At 57.2% G+C, this 22,725-nt stretch carries 18 protein-coding genes, 1 tRNA gene and 1 riboswitch; of the genes, 10 read left to right on the forward strand and 9 right to left on the reverse strand.

The genetic code is table 11. The annotated features are described in order from the left end of the window. Positions 1-11 precede the first annotated feature (11 nt). The 3 genes from pstB (at position 12) to phoB (ending at position 2,366) form a co-directional block, all read left to right on the forward strand. Positions 12-827 carry a phosphate ABC transporter ATP-binding protein PstB gene (gene pstB / locus JZX89_RS12595; RefSeq protein ID WP_149898471.1) on the forward strand — a complete coding sequence of 272 codons (816 nt, stop codon included), beginning with the start codon at positions 12-14 and terminating at the stop codon, positions 825-827. Between the two features lie 98 nt (positions 828-925). Beyond that, the gene (gene phoU, locus JZX89_RS12600; RefSeq protein WP_142840984.1) at positions 926-1,651 is read left to right on the forward strand and encodes a phosphate signaling complex protein PhoU; all 726 of its coding nucleotides are present in this window, start codon (positions 926-928) and stop codon (positions 1,649-1,651) included. Positions 1,652-1,682: 31 nt separating this feature from the next. Then, positions 1,683-2,366: a phosphate regulon transcriptional regulator PhoB gene (gene phoB, locus JZX89_RS12605; protein WP_003493692.1), complete on the forward strand. Its 684-nt coding sequence runs from the start codon at positions 1,683-1,685 to the stop codon at positions 2,364-2,366. Positions 2,367-2,659: 293 nt separating this feature from the next. On the opposite strand, the gene JZX89_RS12610 is transcribed toward phoB, so the two are convergent. Next, complete coding sequence (locus JZX89_RS12610; RefSeq protein ID WP_149898472.1) at positions 2,660-3,196, reverse strand: GcrA family cell cycle regulator; 537 nt, start codon at positions 3,194-3,196, stop codon at positions 2,660-2,662. Positions 3,197-3,626: 430 nt separating this feature from the next. On the opposite strand from JZX89_RS12610, the gene JZX89_RS12615 reads away from it, so the two are divergent. From JZX89_RS12615 to JZX89_RS12625, 3 genes are all read left to right on the forward strand, one after another. Next, a complete protein-coding gene (locus JZX89_RS12615; RefSeq protein ID WP_153515148.1) occupies positions 3,627-4,826 on the forward strand; it encodes an aspartate aminotransferase family protein in 1,200 nt (399 codons plus the stop codon). 55 nt (positions 4,827-4,881) lie between these two features. Further along, positions 4,882-5,799 (forward strand): ornithine carbamoyltransferase, encoded by a 918-nt coding sequence (gene argF, locus JZX89_RS12620; RefSeq protein ID WP_149898475.1) that lies wholly within the window; start codon positions 4,882-4,884, stop codon positions 5,797-5,799. Between the two features lie 244 nt (positions 5,800-6,043). Continuing rightward, entirely contained in the window at positions 6,044-7,033 is a 990-nt protein-coding gene (locus JZX89_RS12625) for an Hsp33 family molecular chaperone (protein WP_207134216.1), read from the forward strand. A gap of 51 nt (positions 7,034-7,084) precedes the next feature. Here JZX89_RS12625 and apaG read toward each other — a convergent pair whose 3' ends face one another. Continuing rightward, positions 7,085-7,477, reverse strand: coding sequence for a Co2+/Mg2+ efflux facilitator ApaG/CorD (gene apaG / locus JZX89_RS12630; RefSeq protein WP_046799401.1), 393 nt, complete (start codon positions 7,475-7,477; stop codon positions 7,085-7,087). A gap of 238 nt (positions 7,478-7,715) precedes the next feature. Further along, positions 7,716-8,900: an O-succinylhomoserine sulfhydrylase gene (locus JZX89_RS12635; RefSeq protein ID WP_149898477.1), complete on the reverse strand. Its 1,185-nt coding sequence runs from the start codon at positions 8,898-8,900 to the stop codon at positions 7,716-7,718. Between the two features lie 43 nt (positions 8,901-8,943). Continuing rightward, positions 8,944-9,022, reverse strand: a riboswitch (SAM riboswitch). 73 nt (positions 9,023-9,095) lie between these two features. Between JZX89_RS12635 and JZX89_RS12640 the strand changes: the two genes are divergently transcribed. The 4 genes from JZX89_RS12640 to JZX89_RS28965 all read left to right on the forward strand — a co-directional run bounded on the left by JZX89_RS12640 (position 9,096) and on the right by JZX89_RS28965 (position 11,653). Further along, positions 9,096-10,193, forward strand: coding sequence for a 2'-deoxycytidine 5'-triphosphate deaminase (locus JZX89_RS12640; protein ID WP_153515147.1), 1,098 nt, complete (start codon positions 9,096-9,098; stop codon positions 10,191-10,193). A gap of 57 nt (positions 10,194-10,250) precedes the next feature. After that, positions 10,251-10,324 (forward strand) — tRNA-Gly (locus JZX89_RS12645). Positions 10,325-10,575: 251 nt separating this feature from the next. Beyond that, entirely contained in the window at positions 10,576-10,746 is a 171-nt protein-coding gene (locus JZX89_RS28550) for an Arm DNA-binding domain-containing protein (RefSeq protein WP_336510802.1), read from the forward strand. Next, positions 10,676-11,653, forward strand: coding sequence for a tyrosine-type recombinase/integrase (locus JZX89_RS28965; RefSeq protein ID WP_371418871.1), 978 nt, complete (start codon positions 10,676-10,678; stop codon positions 11,651-11,653). The genes JZX89_RS28550 and JZX89_RS28965 overlap by 71 nt, the downstream gene beginning before the upstream one ends. Positions 11,654-11,762: 109 nt before the next feature. Here JZX89_RS28965 and JZX89_RS12655 read toward each other — a convergent pair whose 3' ends face one another. The 6 genes from JZX89_RS12655 to JZX89_RS12680 all read right to left on the reverse strand — a co-directional run. Then, positions 11,763-12,248, reverse strand: coding sequence for an Imm26 family immunity protein (locus tag JZX89_RS12655; protein ID WP_153515146.1), 486 nt, complete (start codon positions 12,246-12,248; stop codon positions 11,763-11,765). Next, positions 12,236-18,427, reverse strand: coding sequence for a two-partner secretion domain-containing protein (locus tag JZX89_RS12660; protein WP_207134217.1), 6,192 nt, complete (start codon positions 18,425-18,427; stop codon positions 12,236-12,238). Before JZX89_RS12660 ends, JZX89_RS12655 begins: the two co-directional genes overlap by 13 nt. 52 nt (positions 18,428-18,479) lie before the next feature. Then, positions 18,480-20,252 (reverse strand): ShlB/FhaC/HecB family hemolysin secretion/activation protein, encoded by a 1,773-nt coding sequence (locus tag JZX89_RS12665; protein ID WP_174374187.1) that lies wholly within the window; start codon positions 20,250-20,252, stop codon positions 18,480-18,482. Then, positions 20,249-20,989, reverse strand: a complete 741-nt coding sequence (locus JZX89_RS12670; protein WP_207134218.1) for an invasion associated locus B family protein — start codon at positions 20,987-20,989, stop codon at positions 20,249-20,251. Before JZX89_RS12670 ends, JZX89_RS12665 begins: the two co-directional genes overlap by 4 nt. Before the next feature lie 156 nt (positions 20,990-21,145). Continuing rightward, a complete protein-coding gene (locus tag JZX89_RS12675; RefSeq protein WP_207134219.1) occupies positions 21,146-21,700 on the reverse strand; it encodes a recombinase family protein in 555 nt (184 codons plus the stop codon). 290 nt (positions 21,701-21,990) lie between these two features. Next, positions 21,991-22,725, reverse strand: a 735-nt coding sequence (locus JZX89_RS12680; protein ID WP_207134220.1) for a hypothetical protein, incomplete at its 5' end; no start/stop codon positions are given.

Genomic DNA, 22,725 nt, shown 5'->3' on the forward strand with positions numbered 1-22,725 from the left:
GAGATTGAGCAATGAACATGTTGTCGGAAGCAGCAGTTGAAAAGGCGCTGGACAAGAAAATGAATGAAGTTACATACAAGATGATCGGCAAGGACGTTTCGGTTTTTTACGGCGAAAAGCGCGCGCTTTACGACGTTAACCTCAATGTCCGCGAGAACACGGTGACTGCGCTCATCGGTCCGTCCGGTTGCGGTAAATCCACCTTCCTGCGCACCTTGAATCGCATGAACGACACGATCGATGGCTGCCGGGTCACCGGCAAGATCACCCTCGACACCGACGATATCTACGACCAGGCGATCGACGTCGTGGAATTGCGTGCCCGCGTCGGCATGGTGTTCCAGAAGCCGAACCCGTTCCCGAAGACGATTTACGAGAACATCTCCTACGGTCCGCGCATCCACGGTCTTGCCCGCAACAAGGCGGATATGGACCAGATCGTCGAACAGAGCCTGCAGAAGGCTGGTTTGTGGAATGAGGTCAAGGACCGACTGCATGAATCCGGCACCGGCCTTTCCGGTGGTCAGCAGCAGCGTCTGTGTATTGCGCGCGCGGTTGCCGTCAGCCCGGAAGTTATCCTGATGGATGAGCCCTGCTCGGCGCTCGATCCGATCGCAACCGCCAAGGTCGAGGAACTGATCCACGAACTGCGCGCCAACTATACGATCGTTATCGTCACGCACTCCATGCAGCAGGCAGCACGTGTTTCCCAGCGGACCGCCATGTTCCACCTTGGTCATCTTGTCGAAGAAAACGAAACGGACAAGATGTTCACCAATCCGGACGACCAGCGCACGCAGGACTACATCATGGGCCGCTTCGGCTGATTTCCGGCCGGCGCTTTATCGAAACCGAACAAGACTGGTGCCTTTGCCGTGCCCCGCTGGCGTGTACGTGCATGAAGGCCAAGCCGGAGGATTAGACCATGACACAGACAACGACCCATTCGCATATTCTGTCCGCTTATGACGACGAATTGAAGTTCCTGACCCGCCGCATCGCCGAAATGGGCGGTCTGGCCGAGCAGATGTGCGCGGATGCCGTGCGCGCACTGGTCAATTCCGACGCTGCGCTGGCGCAGAAGGTTATTTCCGACGACGCGATCCTCGATCATTCCGAGCGCGAGATCGGCGACAAGGCCATCGTCACCATCGCCAGACGGCAGCCTGTCGCGGCCGATCTTCGCGAAATCATCGGCACGCTGCGTATTGCCGGCGATCTCGAGCGCGTCGGCGACCTTGGCAAGAACACTGCCAAGCGCGTTATCGCGGTTGCCGGCACCGGCGTGCCACGCAAGCTTGCCCGCGGTCTCGAACATCTGTCGGAACTGGCGCTGGTGCAGCTCAAGGAAGTACTTGACGTCTATTCCACGCGTTCCGCCGAGAAGGCCAACGCCATCCGCGAGCGTGACGAGGAAATCGACGCCATGTACACGTCGCTCTTCCGTGAGCTTCTGACTTACATGATGGAAGATCCGCGCAACATCACCACCTGCACGCACCTCTTGTTCTGCGCCAAGAACATTGAGCGTATCGGCGATCATGCGACGAATATCGCTGAGACAATTTATTACATGGCCACCGGCAGCCAGCCGGAGGGCGAGCGTCCGAAGGACGATAGTTCCAACACACTCGGTTCTGTGACCGAATAACAGACAAGCAGAAGCTTGCGGAGTTCAGCATATGGTGCCCAAGATTGCAGTTGTGGAAGACGAGGAAGCGTTGAGCGTCCTCCTTCGTTACAATCTCGAGGCTGAGGGATATGACGTCGACACGATACCCCGTGGCGACGAGGCGGAAATCAGGCTGCAGGAGCGTATTCCGGATCTTCTCATCCTGGACTGGATGTTGCCCGGCGTTTCCGGCATCGAGCTGTGCCGGCGCCTGAGAATGCGGCCCGAAACCGAACGCCTGCCCATCATCATGCTGACAGCGCGCGGTGAAGAAAGCGAGCGGGTGCGCGGTCTTGCCACCGGCGCCGACGATTATGTCGTCAAGCCGTTTTCGACGCCGGAACTTATGGCCCGGGTCAAAGCGATGCTGCGTCGCGCCCGTCCCGAGGTTCTTTCATCGGTGCTGAAATGCGGCGATATCGAACTGGATCGCGAAACCCATCGTGTTCACCGCAAAAGCCGCGAAGTCCGTCTTGGGCCGACGGAATTCCGCCTGCTGGAATTCCTAATGACATCTCCGGGTCGGGTGTTCTCCCGCTCGCAGTTGCTGGACGGCGTCTGGGGTCATGATATCTATGTCGATGAGCGCACCGTTGACGTTCACGTCGGACGCCTGCGCAAGGCGCTTAATTTTTCTCACATGCAGGATGTCATCCGCACCGTCCGCGGTGCCGGGTATTCGATGGAAGCTTGAGCGAAGCCGGGTTTGCAGCTTCAGTGAGCACAAAATCCGACCAAAAATCAAAAAGGCCCGACACCATTCCGGTTTCGGGCCTTTCGGTTTTGAACATTCCCTAAAAATGAAACTCCATCCGTTGAACGGCCAATCGACGGCCCGCGGGTATCCGGATTGTGTGGCAAGACACGGCGGTGATGGCGGAAACGGTCAGGCATGCCACTGGCGTATTTCCCAACCGGCCTGATTTTGTCAAAAAAAACGGGCCAGAAGGCCCGTAGTTTTTGAGTGCTGAATGCGTGCCGCAACACTCAAGCCTTACGGCGCTCACTGACCGGCTGATAAGCGAGCTTCGCATGGAACTTGCAATAGGGCGAGGATTCCAGCGCCTCGCAACCGCAGAAGTGGAAGTCATCCTTCAACGGGTCGCCGACCGGCCACTTGCAGGTGCGCTCCGTCAGTTCCGTCAGCGTCAGGCGACGGGAAATCGGCGTAACGACATTTCTGGAAGAAGGAACGTAGTCGAGAACTTCGGCGGTCTCGATGCCGATTTCTTCGTGCAGCGCTGTTGCCGCGTTCGAACGGGTGAGAATTCGGGCCGGCGCCGCATTGACGCGGCCCGCGAAATTTGTCGCGCGCGGGGCAGGTGCTGCTGTGCGCTTGGGCGCGGAGCGTGCCGAAGTGACCGGTCCGCCAGCCTTGACGCGTCCCGGCAGATTGAGACGGTGGACCTTGCCAATCACGGCATTACGGCTGACGCCGCCCAGCTGTGCTGCTATCTGGCTGGCGCTAAGTCCTTCGGCCCACAATTTCTTGAGTTTCTCGACCCGCTCGTCTGTCCAGTTCATGCCGCTTCTCCGCTTGTCGCGTATATTTCGGCAGAATCCATCTCCGTCTCGCGGGTGTGCCGCAAGCGTGGTTCCTACCGGATTTTAGGTGACTAGTTCCGCCGCAATGCAGTCTAGTAATTAGCGATTAACCTAGTGCCAGCCCGACTCCGTGGCAAGAGTCGCGGGAATCATCTGGAATCGATTTTCCGGTTTTCCCCAACTTGCTGGGGTGTTGAGTCAGAAAGGCAACACCTTGGGGCTCTCCCGCGGCTGCCTACTAGTGCTTGAGAAGCCCGGGAAACGCGGACTTTTGTTGACATCGGCAAACGAACTGACAATAGTGCCCCTGCCGCCGCGAGGCGGCATTTTTGATTTTCAGGCGAGGGATAACCCCGCGAGCCTATTGACAACCTTATGACAGCGCATCCGCGCAAGGAGTGATACAGCCATGGCCGAAGCCGGCGCGCCATTGTTTGATACGTTTTCAAGAGCCCCCCTGCGCTTCGAGCGCGGTGAAGGCGTCTGGCTGTTCACGGAGAGTGGCGAACGATATCTGGATTTTGCAGCCGGTGTTGCGGTCAATTCGCTGGGCCACGCCCATCCGCACCTCGTGGAAGCAATCAAGACGCAGGCCGAGAAGGTCTGGCACGTCTCGAACCTCTATGAAGTGCCGGGGCAGGAAAAGCTCGCCAAGCGGCTGACGGAGGCAACCTTCGCAGACAAGGTGTTCTTCACCAATTCCGGTGCTGAAGCGCTGGAATGCGCCATTAAGACGGCGCGCCGTTATCATTATTCAAAGGGTCATCCGGAAAAGTTCCGCATCGTCACCTTCGAAGGCGCCTTCCATGGCCGCACGCTGGCGACGATCGCTGCCGGCGGTCAGCAGAAATATCTCGAAGGTTTTGGCCCCAAGGTCGAAGGTTTCGATCAGGTTCCTTTCGCCGATATCGATGCCTTGAAGGCCGCCATCACGACTGAGACGGCAGCGCTTTTGATCGAGCCTATTCAGGGCGAGGGTGGTATTCGCGCGCCGAGCAAGGAATTCCTGCAAATCCTGCGTGGATTGTGCGACGAGCACGGCCTGCTCCTGATTTTCGATGAAGTCCAGACAGGTGTCGGCCGCACAGGTAAGCTGTTTGCCTATGAGCAGACCGGCGTTGCGCCGGATATCATGGCGGTTGCCAAGGGTATCGGCGGCGGTTTCCCGCTAGGGGCCTGCCTTGCGACAGCGGACGCCGCCTCTGGCATGACGGCGGGTGTGCACGGCACCACCTATGGCGGCAATCCGCTGGCTATGGCAGTTGGCAATGCCGTGCTGGACGTCGTTCTGGCCGACGGTTTTCTGGAAAAGGTTCGTGATGTCGCGCTGGTCTTCCGTCAGGGGCTGGCGTCGCTCAAGGATCGTTATCCTGATGTGATCGAGGAAATCCGTGGCGAAGGCCTGCTGATGGGCATCAAGGCGAAGGTTCCTTCGGGCGATTTGCTGCAGGCCATGCGCGCGGAGCACCTGCTCGGCGTGCCGGCAGGTGACAACGTCATCCGTCTTCTGCCGCCGCTCGTCACCACGGCGGAAGAGGCCCGCGAAGGGCTGGCGCGAGTGGAAGCGGCTGCCGCCTCCCTGACAGCGAAACAGGCGAAAATCGCCTGAAACCAATCAAGGGCGGGCCTCTTTCCGGAGGCTCGCGAGCATGGGACTGTTTGAAATGGCTTCACCAAAACATTTTCTAGACCTTTCGGCCGTCGGGTCGGAGGATTTGCGGGCGATTCTTGATGATGCGCACACGCGCAAGATTGCCACCAAGGCCGGCACGGCTGAAAAGCCGCTTGCCGGCAAGATGCTGGCGATGATCTTTGAAAAGCCGTCCACCCGCACCCGCGTCTCCTTTGATGTCGGCATGCGCCAGCTCGGCGGCGAAACACTCTTCCTGTCGGGCACGGAAATGCAGCTCGGCCGCGCCGAAACGATCGGCGATACGGCCAAGGTACTGTCGCGTTATGTCGACGCCATCATGATCCGCACCACGGATCATTCGCGCCTGCTTGAGCTTGCCGAACACGCGACCGTGCCTGTTATCAACGGCCTGACGGATGACACCCATCCCTGCCAGATCATGGCGGACATATTGACGTTCGAGGAACATCGCGGCCCGGTCAAAGGCAAGACAATCGCCTGGACCGGTGACGGCAATAACGTGCTGCATTCTTTCGTTGAAGGCTCGGCCCGCTTCGGTTACCGCATGAATATGGCGGTGCCCATGGGCTCTGAGCCGCACGACAAGTTCCTGAACTGGGCGCGCAACAATGGCGGCGAGATCGCGCTTTATCATGATGCCGACAAGGCGGTTGCCGGGGCTGATTGTATCGTCACCGACACCTGGGTGTCCATGAATCAGGAACACAAGGCGCGCGGCCACAACATCTTCCAGCCGTATCAGGTGAATGAAGCGCTGATGGCCAAGGCTGATAAGGATGCGCTGTTCATGCACTGCCTGCCGGCGCATCGTGGCGAGGAAGTGACGGATGGCGTCATCGACGGGCCGCAATCGGTGGTCTTCGATGAGGCGGAAAACCGGCTCCATGCACAGAAGTCCGTTATCGCCTGGTGCATGGGCGTCATCTGACGACCAGCGCCGGTTTCGACCGAGGCCTGGCCGGGTGCTTGAACTTGGCTGCATACATTACCATCTGTGGGACTTCGAAGAGGCTCGTCGGTTTTTTGCTGGCGGGCCATCATCAAGATTTGCAGGATTTCCCCCGGAGGCGGTTTCGCTTCCCGGATCTCTGTGCGACAAGCGAAAAAAGCACATTCAAAAAGCCGGACTTTTGGACGGTAGCGGCGCAACGGCTGCGCCAGGGAGTTATGATATGGCAGATGTAACGGTTGAACTGGACGATCTCGTTCTTGCTGGCGACGACAAGGTCGTACCCTTTCAGGTCGAAGGTCTGGATGTGCGCGGCCGCGCCGTGCAGGTCGGGCCGCTGCTGAACGCCATCCTCGAACGGCACGACTATCCCACAGTTGTCGCCCGCCTGCTGGCGGAAGCGACGGTTCTGACGGCGCTGATCGGCACATCCCTGAAGTTTTCCGGCAAGCTGACCGTGCAGACCAAGGGCGATGGCCCGGTCGATCTTCTGGTGGCGGATTTTACCGCGCCGGAGAGCATGCGCGCCTATGCCCGTTTTGATGAAGAGCGACTGGCCGAGGCGATCGCTGCCGACGCCACCTCGCCCGAGCAATTGCTGGGCAACGGTATTCTCGCATTCACGATCGATCAGGGTATGGGTATGCAGCCCTATCAGGGCATCGTTCCACTGGATGGCTCGTCGCTGGAAGAAATCGCCGGGGTTTATTTCCGTCAGTCGGAACAGCTTCCAACCCGCGTGCGCCTCGGCGTTGCCGAGTTCTTCGACCGTGACGGTGAAGGCAAGCCGCGCCATGGCTGGCGTGCCGGCGGCGTGATTGCCCAGTTCCTGCCCCAGGCGCCGGAGCGTCTGCGCATGCGCGACCTTCACGGAGGCGACGGCGACGAGGGCAATTACGACGTGGCGGAGGACGATGCCTGGACTGAGGCGGTGTCGCTGCTGAACACGGTGGATACCGACGAGTTGACCGATCCGCAGGTGCCGGTGGAGCGTCTGCTCTACAGGCTTTTCCATGAGAGTGGCGTGCGCATCTATGATCCGCAGGTCATTTTCGATCGTTGCAGCTGTTCGCGGGACAAGATCAAGGGCGTTCTGTCCGGCTTCACCGCTGAAGAGATCAAGGCGAGTGAGGAAGACGGCGCAATCGCGGTGACCTGCGAGTTCTGCTCCACCACCTATCGCTACGATGTCAGCGAGTTTGAAAACGTCTGAATAAAAAAGCCGCGCCCTTAAAAGGTGCGGCTTCTCAACTGCTCGGGAGTCTCAGTTCAACACCCGCAAAAGCCCGGGCGAATCCAGCGAAAAGGCGGGTATGGTGACATTGAACACCTCGCCCTTTTCCGTTTCCATTTCATAATGGCCGAACATCAGGCCTGAAGGCGTATCCAGCGGACAGCCGGAGGAGTACTCATAGCTGTCGCCGGGGTTCAGGTGCGGCTGCTCGCCGACGACGCCCGGTCCGTATACTTCATCCACCTGGCCGTTCTGATCGGTGATATGCCAATAGCGATTGACGAGTGTCACCGTCATGTCGGAGTTGTTCGAGATCACGACTTTATAGCCCCAGACGTAACGATCGTCATCCGGGTCGGATTGTTCTTCGAGATAATACGGATCGACCGTTACCTCGATATCCCTTGTCAGAGCACGATACATACGCGCCACACCTCGATATTATGCCTGCTGCCATTATCCTACACTATAGGCTCTGGCGATCGTCAAGAAAATGAATGGCTTGACGGGCAGGCGCCACCTGTTGTTGCGCCGTTTTCCACCGTTAGGGATAACGGTAAAGGTAAATATTGGTTGCCCGCCACAGGATTTTGCCCCTTGCGGTGCCGGCTGCACCATGGCCCGACGCAGGGTAGGGCCATGGCGCTTATGGATTGAATTTTCAGGCGGAAACGGCTGCCAGCCCCTTCGCCAGATCTTCCAGCAGGTCGTCCGTATCCTCGATACCGCAGGAAAGACGCAAGGTTCCACCGGAAATGCCCAGTTCCGCGCGCGCCTCATCGGAAAGGTTCTTGTGCGTCGTGGTGCCGGGGTGGGTGATCAGGCTCTTGGCATCGCCCAGATTGTTGGAAATCTTGACGATCTCCAGCGCGTTCTGCAGCGCAAAAGCCGCATCCTTGCCGCCCTTCAGTTCGAAAGCCACCAGTGTCGAGCCGCCGGACATCTGCCGCGCAATAATATCGGCCTGCGGGTGATCGGCGCGGCCGGGATAGATGACCTTGGCGACCTTGCCGCTATCGGCGAGGAAATCGGCGATCTTTGCGGCATTTTCCGTCTGCTGCTTGACGCGCAGCGGCAGGGTCTCGATGCCCTTCAGCAGCGTCCACGCGTTGAACGGCGACATGGCCGGACCGGTGTGGCGGAAATAGTCCTGCAACTCTTCCTCGATCCACTTCTTGTCGGAAAGGATCACGCCGCCGAGGCAACGGCCCTGACCATCAATATGTTTGGTCGCCGAATAAACCACGATATGGGCGCCGAGCTCGAGCGGCTTCTGGAAGAGCGGCGTCGCAAACACATTATCGACCACGACTTTAGCGCCAATCTGGTTGGCAAGCTTCGCCACGCCGGCAATATCCACCACTTCGAGTGTCGGATTGGTCGGGCTTTCAAGGAAGAACAACTTGGTATTCGGCTGGATCGCCTTTTCCCAATTGCCGAGATCGCGGCCGTCGATCAGCGTGCATTCGATGCCGTATTTCGGAGCAAGCGTCTCAACCACCCAGCGGCAGGAGCCGAAAAGGGCGCGTGCGGCAACGATATGGTCGCCGGCGCGCAGCTGGCACATGATGGCGGCGGTGACGGCGGCCATGCCGGAGGCAAGCGCGCGCGCATCTTCCGCACCTTCCAGCAGGCACATGCGCTTTTCGAACATGTCATTGGTCGGGCTTGCATAACGGGCGTAGATGAAGCCGTCCGTTTCACCCTTGAAGCGCGCTTCGGCGGCTTCGGAGTTTTCGTAGACGAAACCCTGGGTCAGATAGATTGCTTCCGACGTTTCACCATAGGGGGAGCGTAGCGTACCGCCGTGAACGAGCTGGGTTGCCGGGCGCCATTTATTGCTCATGTGATCACCTTCAAAACAAAAAAACCGGCCGCAAAAGCAGACCGGTTCCAAGCACCCGGTCTTTTTAGCCACTTATTTAACGTGGCTGCAAGCCGACCGGCCAAATCACCACGGGATAAGATTGCCATACTGCCGTTACCCGCTTGCGTCAATGCCTTCCTTTTGGTTTTGTCGCGGTCAAAAGGAATGATGACCATGACGAGAACCACGGGCATTTTGGCGGATGGCGCTATCCGGGCGCTGTTTGCGGGCGGCAAGCTGAAAAGCGAGGCCGAGCTCGATATTGACCAGGTGCAGCCCGCCAGCCTCGATCTGCGGTTGGGTTCAAAAGCCTATCGCGTGCGCGCCAGCTTCATGCCCGGCCCTGGAACCCGCGTCATCGACAAGCTCAACCGCTTCAGCCTGCACGAGATCGACCTCAGCAACGGCGCAGTGCTGGAAACCGGTTGCGTTTATATCGTTCCGCTGATGGAAAGCCTGGAACTGCCGGCGGAGATGTCGGCTTCGGCCAATCCCAAAAGCTCGACCGGTCGTCTCGATATTTTCACCCGCGTGATGACCGACAACGCGCAGGAATTCGACAAGATACCGGCGGGATATGCCGGCCCGCTTTATCTGGAAATCAGCCCGCGCACCTTCCCAGTGGTGGTGCGCCGCGGCTCGCGCCTGTCGCAGATCCGCTTCCGCATCGGCCATTCGCTGCTCAACGAAAATGAGCTTCTGAAGCTGCACGAAACGGAAACGCTGGTTGCCAGCGAAACGCCCAACGTCACCGGTGGCGGCATCGCCCTTTCCATCGATCTCAAGGGTTTTGGCGACAATGGGCTGATCGGCTATCGCGGCAAGCATCACACGGCGGTGGTGGATGTCGACAAAAAGGCCCAGCACGACGTGCTCGATTTCTGGGAGCCGCTTTATGCGCGCGGCCGCGCCGAACTGATCCTCGATCCGGATGAGTTCTACATTCTCGTTTCGCGCGAAGCCGTGCACGTTCCTCCGCTCTACGCGGCTGAAATGACCCCCTTCGACCCCTTGGTGGGCGAGTTCCGCGTGCACTACGCCGGCTTCTTCGATCCCGGCTTCGGCCACGCGCAGGCCGGCGGCACCGGCAGCCGCGCCGTGCTGGAGGTGCGCAGCCACGAGGTGCCCTTCATCCTCGAACACGGCCAGATCGTCGGCCGTCTGGTTTACGAGCACATGCTGCACAAACCAGAGGGCCTCTACGGCACGGGTCTCGGCTCCAACTACCAGGCGCAGGGCCTGAAACTTTCCAAGCATTTCCGCGCGGAATAATGAGCCTGCCGGGTGCTTGACACCCGATGCGAACTGTCCGATGTCTTATTTCACGGTGCGGGTGTAGCTCAATGGTAGAGCAGCAGCTTCCCAAGCTGAATACGAGGGTTCGATTCCCTTCACCCGCTCCAGCGACCTTTCCAACAAGATCAACGACGTCCAACAAGCGCTGATTTTTCAGCGCTTTTGCCTCGTGTGCGCGTAAGATCGTGCAACGGTATGCAGTGACATCCAGCAATTTTGTCGGTAAAAATCACGGTATTCGTCATCGTGGTGGGAAGCCGATACCGTAAAATGGCACTGACAGACATTCAGGTTTAAGAATGCCAAAGCCGACAGCAAGCCGTGCAAGCTGTCTGATGAGAAGGGGCTTTACCTCTACATTTCGGTTGCTGGGGGAAAGTCTTGGCGCTTCGATTACGATTTTTTCGGAAAGCGAAAAACTCTTACGATTGGGGCGTACCCAACGGTTGGGCTGGCGGATGCCCGTCGATTGCGCGACGAGGCCAAGAAGAAGCTGGCTGAAGGTTTGGACCGGTGTCATTGCGGATGAATTCATTGAGAAGCTGAAACGCGACAAGCGTGCAGAGCCGACCATCACGAAGAATAAATGGATGTTGAAGGATCTCGCAGCAAAGCTTGGACCTTATCCGGTCACCCAGATTACCGCGCGTGATGTTCTTGCGGTGTTGACCACCATCGAAAAGAGCGGGCGAGTGGAAAGTGCATTGGCAACGCGCGCTGCCATTGGTCGTGTGTTCCGATATGCCATCGCAACGTCAAGGGCCGAGAACGACCCGACGTCGGCGCTACGGGGGGCTCTCCAACGCCACGTGCCGGTCAACCATGCCGCATTAACGACGAAGGCTGAGATGGGCGGCCTGATGCGTGCGATTTACGGTTACGAGGGCTGGCCTTCTTTGGTTGCCGCATTGAAAATCCAAGCCTTGTGTTTTGCCCATCCCGGTGAGACGCGCTCGATGGAGTGGACGGAGTTAGATTTTGATAAGTTAGTTTGGACCATACCCGCACAGAAAACCAAAATGCGCAGAGAGCATCATGTGCCGCTTTCAACACAAGCAGTGGAAGTTCTCACGGAGATGAAGGAGCTGTTTGACGATAAGCCCTATGTCTTCCCTTCAATGATGTCCGGCAAGAAGGTTCTATCCGAGAACTCCATGAATTCAGCTCTGCGGCGCATGGGGGTGACTGAGGCCCAGCATACCGCGCACGGCTTTCGTTCTTCCGCCAGCAGCATATTGAACGAGTCTGGAGAGTTCAGCATCGATGCTATCGAAGCTCAGCTTGCGCATCTCGATACGCGGGCCGTTAGACGTATCTACAATCGGGCCACATATTGGGACGAGCGAGTGAAGATGATGCAGTGGTGGGCCGACGTTCTCGATAAGGCGCGAGCGGACACTAAAAGCTCTGACCAATTGGCAAGTTTGCATCGTTGAATGTTTGAGAGGCCTTGCTGAGGGTTCAAGGCGAGAAAGTGAAAGCTACACCGACATTGATATTTCTCCGGTCGTAGTTGTAATTTCATCTGGCAGTCGAAAAAGTAAATTATATGTAGTCTTTTTCAACTCGATAGTTTTTCTCAATCATCTCGATGAGTAGTGGAGCGCTAGGAAGAGAAGGTCCTTCTGGATATTTCTTTTCCTCGTTCGTGAGAGGGCGTTTTACCCGCCATTCTTTTTCTCCATCCCAGAAAAACCAAAGAGTATCGTCCCCTTTGAGATTATTGGTTCCACGAAAAATCGGGAAATTCTCTAATTTTTCTGAAACCGGAACATTTGCGACTAGCGTAAATAGCCCTTGTCGAACTGCATCTTGTATAAGAAATGTTGTGATAAATTGCGGATCTTGGCAGACCAAAGAAGAAAAATCCTCCGGCTCTTTTGCAAAGAACTGTCTAAAGACAGCGACAACAAATTTCCATTTCGGATGGGTGTGGGTAACCTGCCCATAACAAATCCCTTCTGAAGTCAGAATTTGGAAGACATCGCCGATTTTCACTGTTTTACGTTGCAACATATCTATTTCGTCCATTGGTATTCGACTCTGTCGAGAAGCTCTTTGCCACGGACTAGGGCTTGCTCGTAGGCCGTTGGATTTTTTGTTTTCGAAATCGAGTTTATTTTGTTGAGCAGGTCGCCATTATTTTTGCCTAAACCGTAATAATTAATGAGGGTTTGCTCAACTGCTCTGGCATCATCCCGTGAAAGGTTCGACAAGCCGCGAATTTCCGTGATCTTTATTCCCTTTTCGCGCAGATGCTCTGCGCCTCGGCGCGCGATATCATCTGTGATGCCAACATATCTTGTCGCGCCATCTACAACGCAACTGTAAACGCATGTTTTACCCCCGATACTTGCTGACGCTGTTTCGGTTGCAGTTTCAATTGCTCTTACCGTATCGGCATCAGCATTTTTTCGAACCCATCGCAGTAGATCAGCACCCGCCTTCGACCCAGGAATGACGCTACCGATTGTTAGCTCTATGCCTGCATCTACCGCTGCCTGTTTTGCCATGGAGACGGCTTGATCGCATGCGGACTGGCTGCCAGCGTTGCACTGGTACGTTGCGACGGTGATATCAACGGCATCCGACGCCACAAGAACCTTGTCGGTCACCTCTAATATAACGCCAATTACGATTATGACAGGGATCCAGAAGGCGTTGTTTTCGGCGGCATTTCCGCCCGCGTCGGCTCCGGTATCAACATTACCTCCGGCAAGGGCGGCGGCAAGACCAGCAGCGACGCGTGCGACATCCACGCCGCTTGCACGCCAATTGTTGACGAGCACTATCGCTTCGTCACGCGTTAGATCGCGTTCTGTCAACGCATTGTGGATACTCTTTTCAATCAGCTCTGCGGTAACTTCACCGACAACGCCGCCGATCGCTCCAGACTTGCAGTCGCCAGCGGCAATTGCACCAGCCGCACAACCAAGCGCCGCATGTGCGATCATCTGGGAAACCTTATCGATTTCTCCTGTATGATACGCCTTGCCGATTTCCTGCGCGATGTTTTCGCTAAGAACCGCTGCGGCTTCGAGCCTGAATGCATCAAGCAGGTTTCGGTCGAGCTTGCCGCCTTCGATGGCGGTAGAAACACCCGCCTTGACGGTGGCGCGAATAAGGCCCTGCTGAATGTCCTGGGTGATCCGGTCGGCCAACGGTGCGTTTGCCGGGAGCTCATTCCCAAGACCAGCCATGTCGGCCAGCTGAACCGTCAGTCCTGCAGCCACCATGGAGGTGAGCAACGCGCGGATATTGGCAGACGAACCGAGTTCCTTTAGGGCCGCACCGATGTCGCCCTGATTGTTGACCAGTGCCACTGCGCTCTTGTTGATGAGCGTTTGAAGTCCCGCCTGAATAGCCGCTTCGGCAACTGCATTGCCGGCCAAGCCAAGTGAACCGGCAACGGAACTGGTAAGGCTTGACGTGAAGCCCGTCATTGGTCCTGTGAGAGCGGCCGTGATGAGTGTCACCAGCGCCGCACCGGCCTCAGTCAGTCCTTGAGACTTGTAGTCCCACTGTTGGAACTGAGCATCGACGGCCTTCCAGTCCACCTTGCCGGCGAGAGCCGGGTCGTTGCGGATATCTCCGACCCAGGAAAGGCCGGGGGACTGCGAGAGTTGATCGAGCGAGGCTTCTAGATTGCCGGTCTTGTGGTATTCGATGACAATCCCGTTGCCGGCATCGATCTTCAGGCCGCCACCTGCCTCGATCTCGACATGGCGGATCGTTTCTTCGGCCTTGCCCTGATCACGCTCGTTCCACCAGAACAGATCTTCCTCACGCTTAAAATCCTGCTTGAAGCTCTGGTCGGTGTTTGTGAGAAGGGCGACCTTGCCTTCTTCCGCTTCGAGGCGGGTTTCTCCGCCGCTTTTTATCTGCGGTGCCTGCAACGTCACATCGCCGGTTTCCGAGATAACGGAGAGGTCACCTCCTGCCGTGATCGTCGTCGCTTCGGTGTCCACGGAAGAGGACTGGCGACGAATATTGGTTTCGGTGCCGAGGAAGCCGCCCGTCTTGATGTCGAGCTTCAGGTCGCGGCTTTCGCGATTCTGCACGGAGGCGATGGTCACGTCGCCATCAGCCTGAACGGTGACGTCTTCGCCACCCGTCACCGTCACGCCTCGAAGGGCGAGATCGTCACCGGCATCGATAAGGAGATTGCCGCCCGCCTGTAGTTCCGCCAGCGTGTTGGTCAGGCTATAGGCCCGGTCATACCCGCCCTTGATCTTGTCGTCGCGGGACCGTTCCAGTTCGAGCGCCGATATCTCGATCGCGCTGCCCGCATCCAGCGTCATGTCATCGCCGGCAACAAACTGTCCGCCTTCGGAAACGATCGACCCGGATGCCTTGAGAAGCAGGTCCTCACGTGCCTCGATACGAGCCGTTTGCTGGGCACGGTCGGCAAAACCGTTGGCATAGACATCACGAACCTTCGCCGTGTCGTTGACGACGGCGTCTGCCTCAACGGTGACGTTGCGGCCCGAAACCGTGCCGGAACGGTTAGAGAAGATGCTGCCGGCATCGATGACGATATCAGCGCCCGCAAACAGGCTTCCTCCATTGTTGAAGAGGGCCGCCGAGGTATCGATGGAGAGGTTGCCGACGGTGGAGATCGTTCCCGAGTTTGTCAGCGCCGCCGTTTCGATTGTCGCCTGACCGGCCTTGATCTGCGCGCTGGCCAGACTGGTGTTGGCCGCAGTCGAATGGGACAGATAGACGCGGGGGACCATGACCTCGTGCCCATTCACCGTCTGCTTTTCCAGCCAGACGATGTCCTTGGTCAGCGCACCAATCTGTGACGGTGTCAGCGCGACGCCGAAGGTAAGCCCCAATTCCTTTTGGGCATCGATGGCGTTGTTATAGAGCGCCTGTATGAGTTGATAGGGATCGAGGCTGGAACCGAAGGAGCGGCTACCGGTCAGATTGAATATCTGGTCGCGGATAAGGCGATATTCGACGTAAGCATCGCCCAGTCGCTTCAGTGGCAGGTCAGGATTGTAGCCGCCGATGTGGCTGAGGAAGTAATCGGAACCAAGGAACTTGGAAGCATCGATGAACTCGGATCGGGTTTCGATCAGGAACGGCATGTTGGGAGCCGCAATCGTCTGGAACGTGGCCTGCCGTCCGATCAACGAATTGACGCTGACATCAAGCGCCGAGATGTTTGCAAGATTGCTTGCCTGCGAGGCGAAAGCGACGTCGGCGACCGACAATGCCCGATCACCGGATGAAAGCCCGATCTGGCTTGCCTGACCGCGCACGGCGTTGTTGTTGAGATACCCGCTGACATTGGCGCTGAGAGTGCCGCCGGCCTCGATGGTCCCGAACACGGAATCGTAGGTGCGTGAGGATGTGCCTGACTCTGTGGTCGTCCAGTAACGCGTCTTGCGGTCGACGCAGACGCCGAGAATTCTTCGCGCGCAATAGCGTTCAGAGTGCTCTGTCACCGCCGTCGTTTCGATGGTTTCGATCAGGTCACGACCTTCGTTCATGATCGAAGCAGCCGTAATCGCGATATCACCATTGGCAGCGATCTGGCTGTAGCTGTTGGTCAGCGCTCCAGTGTCGATTTCGATCTTGCCTCCCGCCAGAAGCTGGGAGGCGGGTCCGTTCGCCGTTGCTTTTTCCCGTTTTGTAACGGTGGTCGTCGTGGTTGATCCGGATGCCGAGGATTGCGATGTCTCATCAATGGTCGCGGTCAGGCCCTCCCTCCGGTTGGTGAGCGAAGCGACGTTCAGGGCCATGTTACCGGACACCGCCTCGATTGTGCCGGAACGGTTGTCCAAAGCACCAGCGCGCAGGCCGGTCAGACCTTTGATGACAAGATCGGTCTCTGACAGCACATCGGCATTGATGTTGGTGAAGCTGCCATCCAGAGAATAGGCCGAGGAGGTGCCGGAATAGAGCAGTCCGGTATTGGAAAGGTTGCCCGCAAGCTCGGCGAGAAGTGGCCCGTTCGCTGAGCCGACCGAACCTGCATTGGCAAGGGATGCCGCCCGCAGCGCCAGCCCGCTGCTGCCGTTAAGCACCGCACCTGCCTGAGCATTGACGTTTCCAGCCCGGCCATCGTTTCGGCCCGTTAGTGTCAGCGCGCCATTTGATTCTATCTTGCCGGAAATGGTGGCATCGCCATCGATAGAAAGGCCGATCCCGTTCCGCGCGGAGATTTTCCCGGAGTTTTGGAAGTTGCCGGAAAGAGCGGCGACGATTGACTGGTCATGAGCGGTCAAAAGACCCTGATTAACAAGCCCTGCCGCCTCCATATCCACGCGTCCGGCGTTGATGGTGCCGTTGCTAGTGATCGTTCCACTGGCGGCTTGCAATGAAAGTGCATCTTCGACCAGCAATTCACCCGAACTGCCGATATTCCCGCCGGCTGAGACGGTTGCGGAGGCGGTGCTTAACAGCGTACCGGCATTGGTAATGTCGGTTTGTGCGGCGACGTCGAGCGTGCCTCCCTGTGCGGCAATGGAACCGTCGTTGATGATCGATCCGGCGGACGCTTTCACCCCTGCATTGGCGGCAACAAGTCCGGCCGTCGTGTTTCGAAGCGCGCCATCCGCCGTCAGTGTGACCTTGTCCGTGGAAACGACGCGCCCCGAATTCTCGATGTCCCCTTTTGACGAGAGGATGGCACCGTCGTTTCCGGCGATTTCGCCTGAATTTGCCAGATTGCCGCTTATAGTTCTGAGTGTTGCCGACGATTTCGCCGCGAGGCTGGCACTGGAGGTGAGGCTTGCAGCTTCTGCGAGAAGCGCGCCGCCCGAAACGTAACGGCCGCTATTGATCGTCAGACGGTCGACTGATGTAACGGTGAGATTGCCGCCAGCCGTGATGCGCCCGTTTACTGCAACAATGTTATCTGTCTCAAGCGTGATGTCAGAGAGTGACCGAAGCGTGTCGCGCCCGGTATCGGTTGTGCGCGTCAGATTGATGTTATCAGCCTTGATTGTCAGCAGACCCCCGGCAGCAAGTTGACCCTTCCCTGCCTCTAGTGTCGAAGCCACGACGTTCAGGGTGCCGGTGGCTGTTTGCTGCCCGGCGCTGTCAGTTCCCGATGCCGCGAGTGCATCCGTGCCGAGCGACACGGTCTCCCCCTTGAGTGAGACGTTGCCTTTGCTGATGACAAGGGCGTTATCGGCCAGTTTTACGCCGCTCAACCCTTCGAGCACGATGGCTTCGTCTGAGAACAGCGTGCTTTCAACCGTAACCGCCTGCTTGGCGGATCTGGCTGTGATTGCCTGCTTGGCTTGCGCTTTTCCGAGTGTGAGCTTGCCGTCGGCGCTGAGCGTCATTGCCCCGGCATTGGCGGCCATATCGCCGGACATTTTGACGCCGGCACCTTTGTCGGTGGAAATGATCTTGATGCTGCCGGCATACATGCCGCCCAGCAGCGAGGAATCGATGGCGATTGCCGGTTCGTCATCATCGGATGCCATTGGTGTCACCAGCCCGGATTGATAGGCGTAGCTGTTGCGGCCCGCAACGAGATTGAGTTCGCCGCCAGCCCTGACCGGGCCATCGACGGCGATCTTGCGCGAAACGATATCGAAGATATTGACCGAGCCGAGGTCGGCACCATTTGCGCCGATGCGGACGTCACCGCCATTTACGCGTAGACCGGACAAAGATCCGTCTGGTCCCAGTTCCGGCGTGCCGGTCGATAGGGTCACGCGTGGTGTATTGATGAAGCCGCAGCCATTGCAGGTGAGCCCATTCGGATTGGCGATCACGACATTGGCACCGCCGCCGTGGACCTCCACAGCTCCTTGCAGAAGCGAGCGGTTGGAGCCGGTTACCTCGTTTAGAATGACACTGGCCGGGCCGGAATTGCGCAGATTGGCATTGCCCTGGATGAGGCCGCCAAGCTGTGAGCGCAACAAATCCTGATTGGAGTTGTTGAGGATGACACCATTCGGGCCGACATTGAAGTCGCCATACTTATTGTGAGACAGGCCGGCAGCGTTCGGTGTGACGATATCGATCAGCGGAACGCCATTGCCGGTTGCGCCGATACCGGGCTGGTTTGCGAAGCCCGCTGCCTGATCAGCCCGGATTTCCTGCGCTTTCAACATCAGCGGCTGTGTTGCAAGAATAGCGCTAAGTGTCAGCGCAACGGATTTGCGGGCGATGATACCAAACCGCAAACTACGCGAGTTCGGTTGTTCAACTCTGCGCTGCTTTTCGAGTTTCGATTTTGGCATGCCATTGCTCCATACTAAGGTGGCTAGTGAACGAACGCGCAGAGTTCGCAGTCTAAAATGAAACCGACAGGCGTGCCTGTACCAGTCCTGACGACGGGCGAAGGCTACTGGGCAGGTCGGGCATGGAAAGAATGTCGGCATAGGACACATCGAAATTGATGCGGCCGCCGCGATTTCGGAGACCGATCGCACCACCGATGATATTTCCGCCGAGTGCGGTTCCGGACGGGTCGGCAGCACTATGTCCCAGATCCAGCGCGACGTAAGGTTCCAATCGTCCGATGATCCGGGTGGCCTCGGCATCGTTGAGTTCCGGTAACAGAACCGAAAGTTCGTTGCGCATCAGGATTGCCTTGCCGGAATAGAGAATTGCCTCGCGCGCACCCCGTACTGTTGAATAACCGCCAAGCGACATTTGCTCTGAGCCAAACAGCAGGTCGTCGGTCCACTGGCCGGTAACGCTGGTGTTGAAGATCATCGTCGCCGCCCCGAGCTCCTGCGTCCGGAAATATCCGAGCGAAGCTGAAAGCGTCTCGAACTGGCCTTTCGGGGAACCTGCAGGTGCGGTGGAATCGTCGAATGCACCTAAAATATCCAGACCGCGATTATAGCCGAAGCTGACGCTTGCCTGTCCCCCGAGGAGCTGGCGGGAGTGGCCAAGCTCCACCGTCGCGACGGAAAGCACACGGCTTGAGACGTCGATGCGGCTACCGAGCAGGAAGTTTTCAGTTTCCTTCCATGTCAGACGCCCGGTCATCCACGTCTTCGATGTCTGATCCCGGTGAAGGACGCGCGAGACGTAGGGAGCCACCGAATGCGAACCACCGGATGTCTCGATGGCGGATAGCGGCCCTTGAAGGGTAGAGTGGTAGTTGCTCCAGGAACCATTGATCCCAAAAGTCCAATAGCCGTAAGGTACGGAAACGGCTGCTGTCAGCGTGTTGCTGTTGGGACGATCGCTCGACAGAAAAAGCGGATGGTGATCCATCGAGCGCTGGTAGCCGAAGAGCCATTCGTCGTTGACACCGAAGATGTTATCCAGCCCGAAATCCGCACGTGACTGATAGATGCCGGTCGCATTGCCGCCGAGATTGTCCGCCGACAGGCTTACATGCCATGGACGCGCCTGCTCTACAGCCACATCAAGAACCGAGCCCCCCTGACCCTTGCCGGATTGCAGCGCGATCTTGCCCTTGCTGGAGCGTAGCCGATTGATCTGGTCGAGGCCCTGTTCAATATCGCGCAGATTGGCCGGCTCGCCACGTATGCCGGGAAATGCGGTCGCGATGCGGTTATCGCTGGGTGCCTTGCCATTCAAGGTGATATCTTCGAGGCTCCCTTCGATCACGGAAATATCCAGTGAACCGTCGGACAAATCCTGTTCCGGCAGATAGGCGCGCGAGGCGATATAGCCGCGTTCGACGTAAAGGTAGGTCAGTGCCTCCAGCACGCTGTTTAGTTCGGCAAGCCCGAGGCATCGTCCTTCCCACCGGCGTATAGTGTGCGTAACGGTCGCGGCGGGGACGAGCGTTGTTCCACTTACCGAAATACGACTGACCGGCAGGCAAGTTTCGCCGGGGGCGGAGGAGGCGGTATCGGGAGCGGTTGTCGGCCTTCCCTGCGGCGCACGCGTGGTCTTGCGCAACATTTCTTCTTGTCGAAGCCGATCCTGTTCGGCCTGCTGTCTTTCGATCTGGTTCGCCTGACGTGCCGCGTCGTTTGTAACGCCTTGCGCATGGGCAGGCGCTGTTTTCACGGCGAGCGAAAGCAGCGCGGCGGATAACGCAAGGCCGGAAAAACGGCTGGAGCTACGCAAGACCTTCAATTGCCGCCATCCACGGCCTTGGAAGGAGCAGTCTTATCGTCATTCACCGCCTGTGTGCTAGGAACTGCTCCCGACGCCAGTGCATCGAATGCTTTGGTGAACCCCTTCAGTGAGAAAGACGCCTTCACGGTCTGGCTGTTGAGCAAGCGAAAATAGGCGGTTCCGTCGGCTGCTTTTTTCATCTGGGCGAGGCGGTCGCGGTCTAGCGGAACGATGACGAAACAACCAAGATGATTGCAGTTGCGGTATTTCAACAGGGAAGGTTTCGCTGTGCCGGCCGCGAAACCAAAATCCGATGCGAGATGAACATCGAGCGGCGTTAAAACCACCAGCGCCCAATCCGCTTTTCCTGCTTTGTCGTTGGCGCGGGAAACGGCAAGGTTTAGGACCTCAAGAGGCTTGCCATTCTGGCTGACCATGAGTTGCTGAGCGATTTCACAGGCGGGTGACGTTGCTGGTTTTCCATTTGTCGCAGGCGGTGCAACGCATCGCAACGTCCAGTCGTCGAAATGCTCGACCCGAACATCGGAAGGGGCACGAATGTCGGTTTGCCCTTTAGTCGTTGGTTCTTGCGCCCAGCTCGGAACGGTTGCGAATGAAATTGTACCCGCCATAACCAAGGTAAATGCGATTCGAGCGAAAAAGGAGGGAACCCTGAGTCCTGTCGTCAAACCCTTGTGATGATGGACGCAGGTAAAGCTTGTCTGAAAAGAGAGGGCGGGCAACTGAGAATTCATCCGGAACCTGTTTTTTTAGTAAACTAGCATCTTCAGGGTGTATTCTCTGCGGCCATAGCAAACAAATACAACCTTGAAAAGTACAAAAAAATAACAGGCACACTTTCTCGTTGCTTAACGGCATGCGTCTAGTTTTGCGGAACGGATTTGCCACCTTCAGAGGTGCACTAAAGACGATAGTATCCGGTATACCTGCATGCGTGAGCACTTTACCTCCCGCGCTATTGCAGTTGGCCCAGCGCCAAGTTTATGAAGTTGCACAACGAGGTTGCTGTCGATACGTGTCTTGCCACCTTTGTATATACCAAGATTCTTCGCGCGTTCGATGCCCTCGCGCTGTCGCTCTTTGATGAATCGTCGCTCCATCTGAGCCACCATGCCGAGCACGGTCAAAATAACTTTTCCCATTTCGCCTTTTGTTGAGACGTGTGGCTCGAGGACAGTGACGTATGCGCCGCGCTGTTCGCATTCGTGGACGATATTCAAAACGTCACGGGTGTCACGGCCGAGGCGATCAAGGCGTGTGACGATCAGTTCGTCATCTTCGCGCAAGAACTCGATGATTGTTGCCAACTCGGTTCGGCCTTGACGGCTTTCACCGGAAACCTTTTCGCACCGGACGATTTGGCAGCCTTCGGCTATAAGCCGCTGTTGTTGAATTTCTAGATCCTGATCGAGCGTACTAACGCGGGCGTACCCTATACGAGCCATGTGTCACCTCAAGCTTTAGGCTTGACGCTACCCTGTCACAAATAGTCGCTGTCAACCCAGATGTTACATGGGTGGCTGTAACTACCGACTCGTCACATGAAGGTATACCCTTATGTGACCCGCTGTTGCACCTTGCGGACATGCACGTCCAGTTTATGAAACGAAGGTTTTGGTTTCGATTGGGAGGATGCAAACGTCCGACCAGCACCGACGTCAGTGCGGAGAAGAGGCACGGTGCTAGCGAACGATCATTGGCTTCTGACAGGCGGCAGGCAGCCTTTGCTGTCACCTCAAGTCTTTATTCCAGTTTTGTCGAACAGGCTTTTGCGGAAGTCGGTTGAATAAGCACTCGCAGCTACCTCCTTAACCAGATGGCCCTGCCATGTCGCCTTAAGGCCAAAAACGCTCTGAATCTTAGCCAGCGCGATTTTTCCGTCTGCCAGACGTCGCCTAGCCTTCTTCCGCTCCTCATCGCCGAGTTGGTTCAGATAGCCTTCCGTCCTATTGCGCATCTCTTTGAACCGGACCATGAAATCGCGCCAATCACCGTTCTTAGAAGTTACAGCATCCTTGATCGACTTCATCGATCGCCAGGAGGACGCATCTGCATAGAACGTGTTGGCAAGTGCGCCGCTCATTAGCTTCGCCTTGTGCCTCTCATAGCTGACGTATTTGCACAAAGCGGCCCAGTATTGCGGGTACACTATTTCTTCTATGCCGTCGTCGATGTCCGACGCCGAGCGTTTGCCCAAACCATGGAGTGACACGTCATTCTCGATATACGTCACGATGTCAGCGTAGTTAATCAGGATATTTTCGGCTTCGTGCTCAGCTAGGAACATAATTCCTTCGAGGTTTTCCACATCGAAAAACGGATCGATACATTCCCTAAACTTTTCGTAGCCATTGTAGGATACGGAGGCCTCGCCGTCGAGAAGTCCGAAAACCTGAACCGCACCGGGTTTGCCAGAGGCTCCAACTTCTGAGAGAGTGGAGCCGATATGAGCAAGACAACGAACAAGTTT

The sequence above is a fragment of the Agrobacterium burrii genome, from assembly GCF_017313405.1.
In the GTDB taxonomy this organism is placed as follows: domain Bacteria; phylum Pseudomonadota; class Alphaproteobacteria; order Rhizobiales; family Rhizobiaceae; genus Agrobacterium; species Agrobacterium burrii.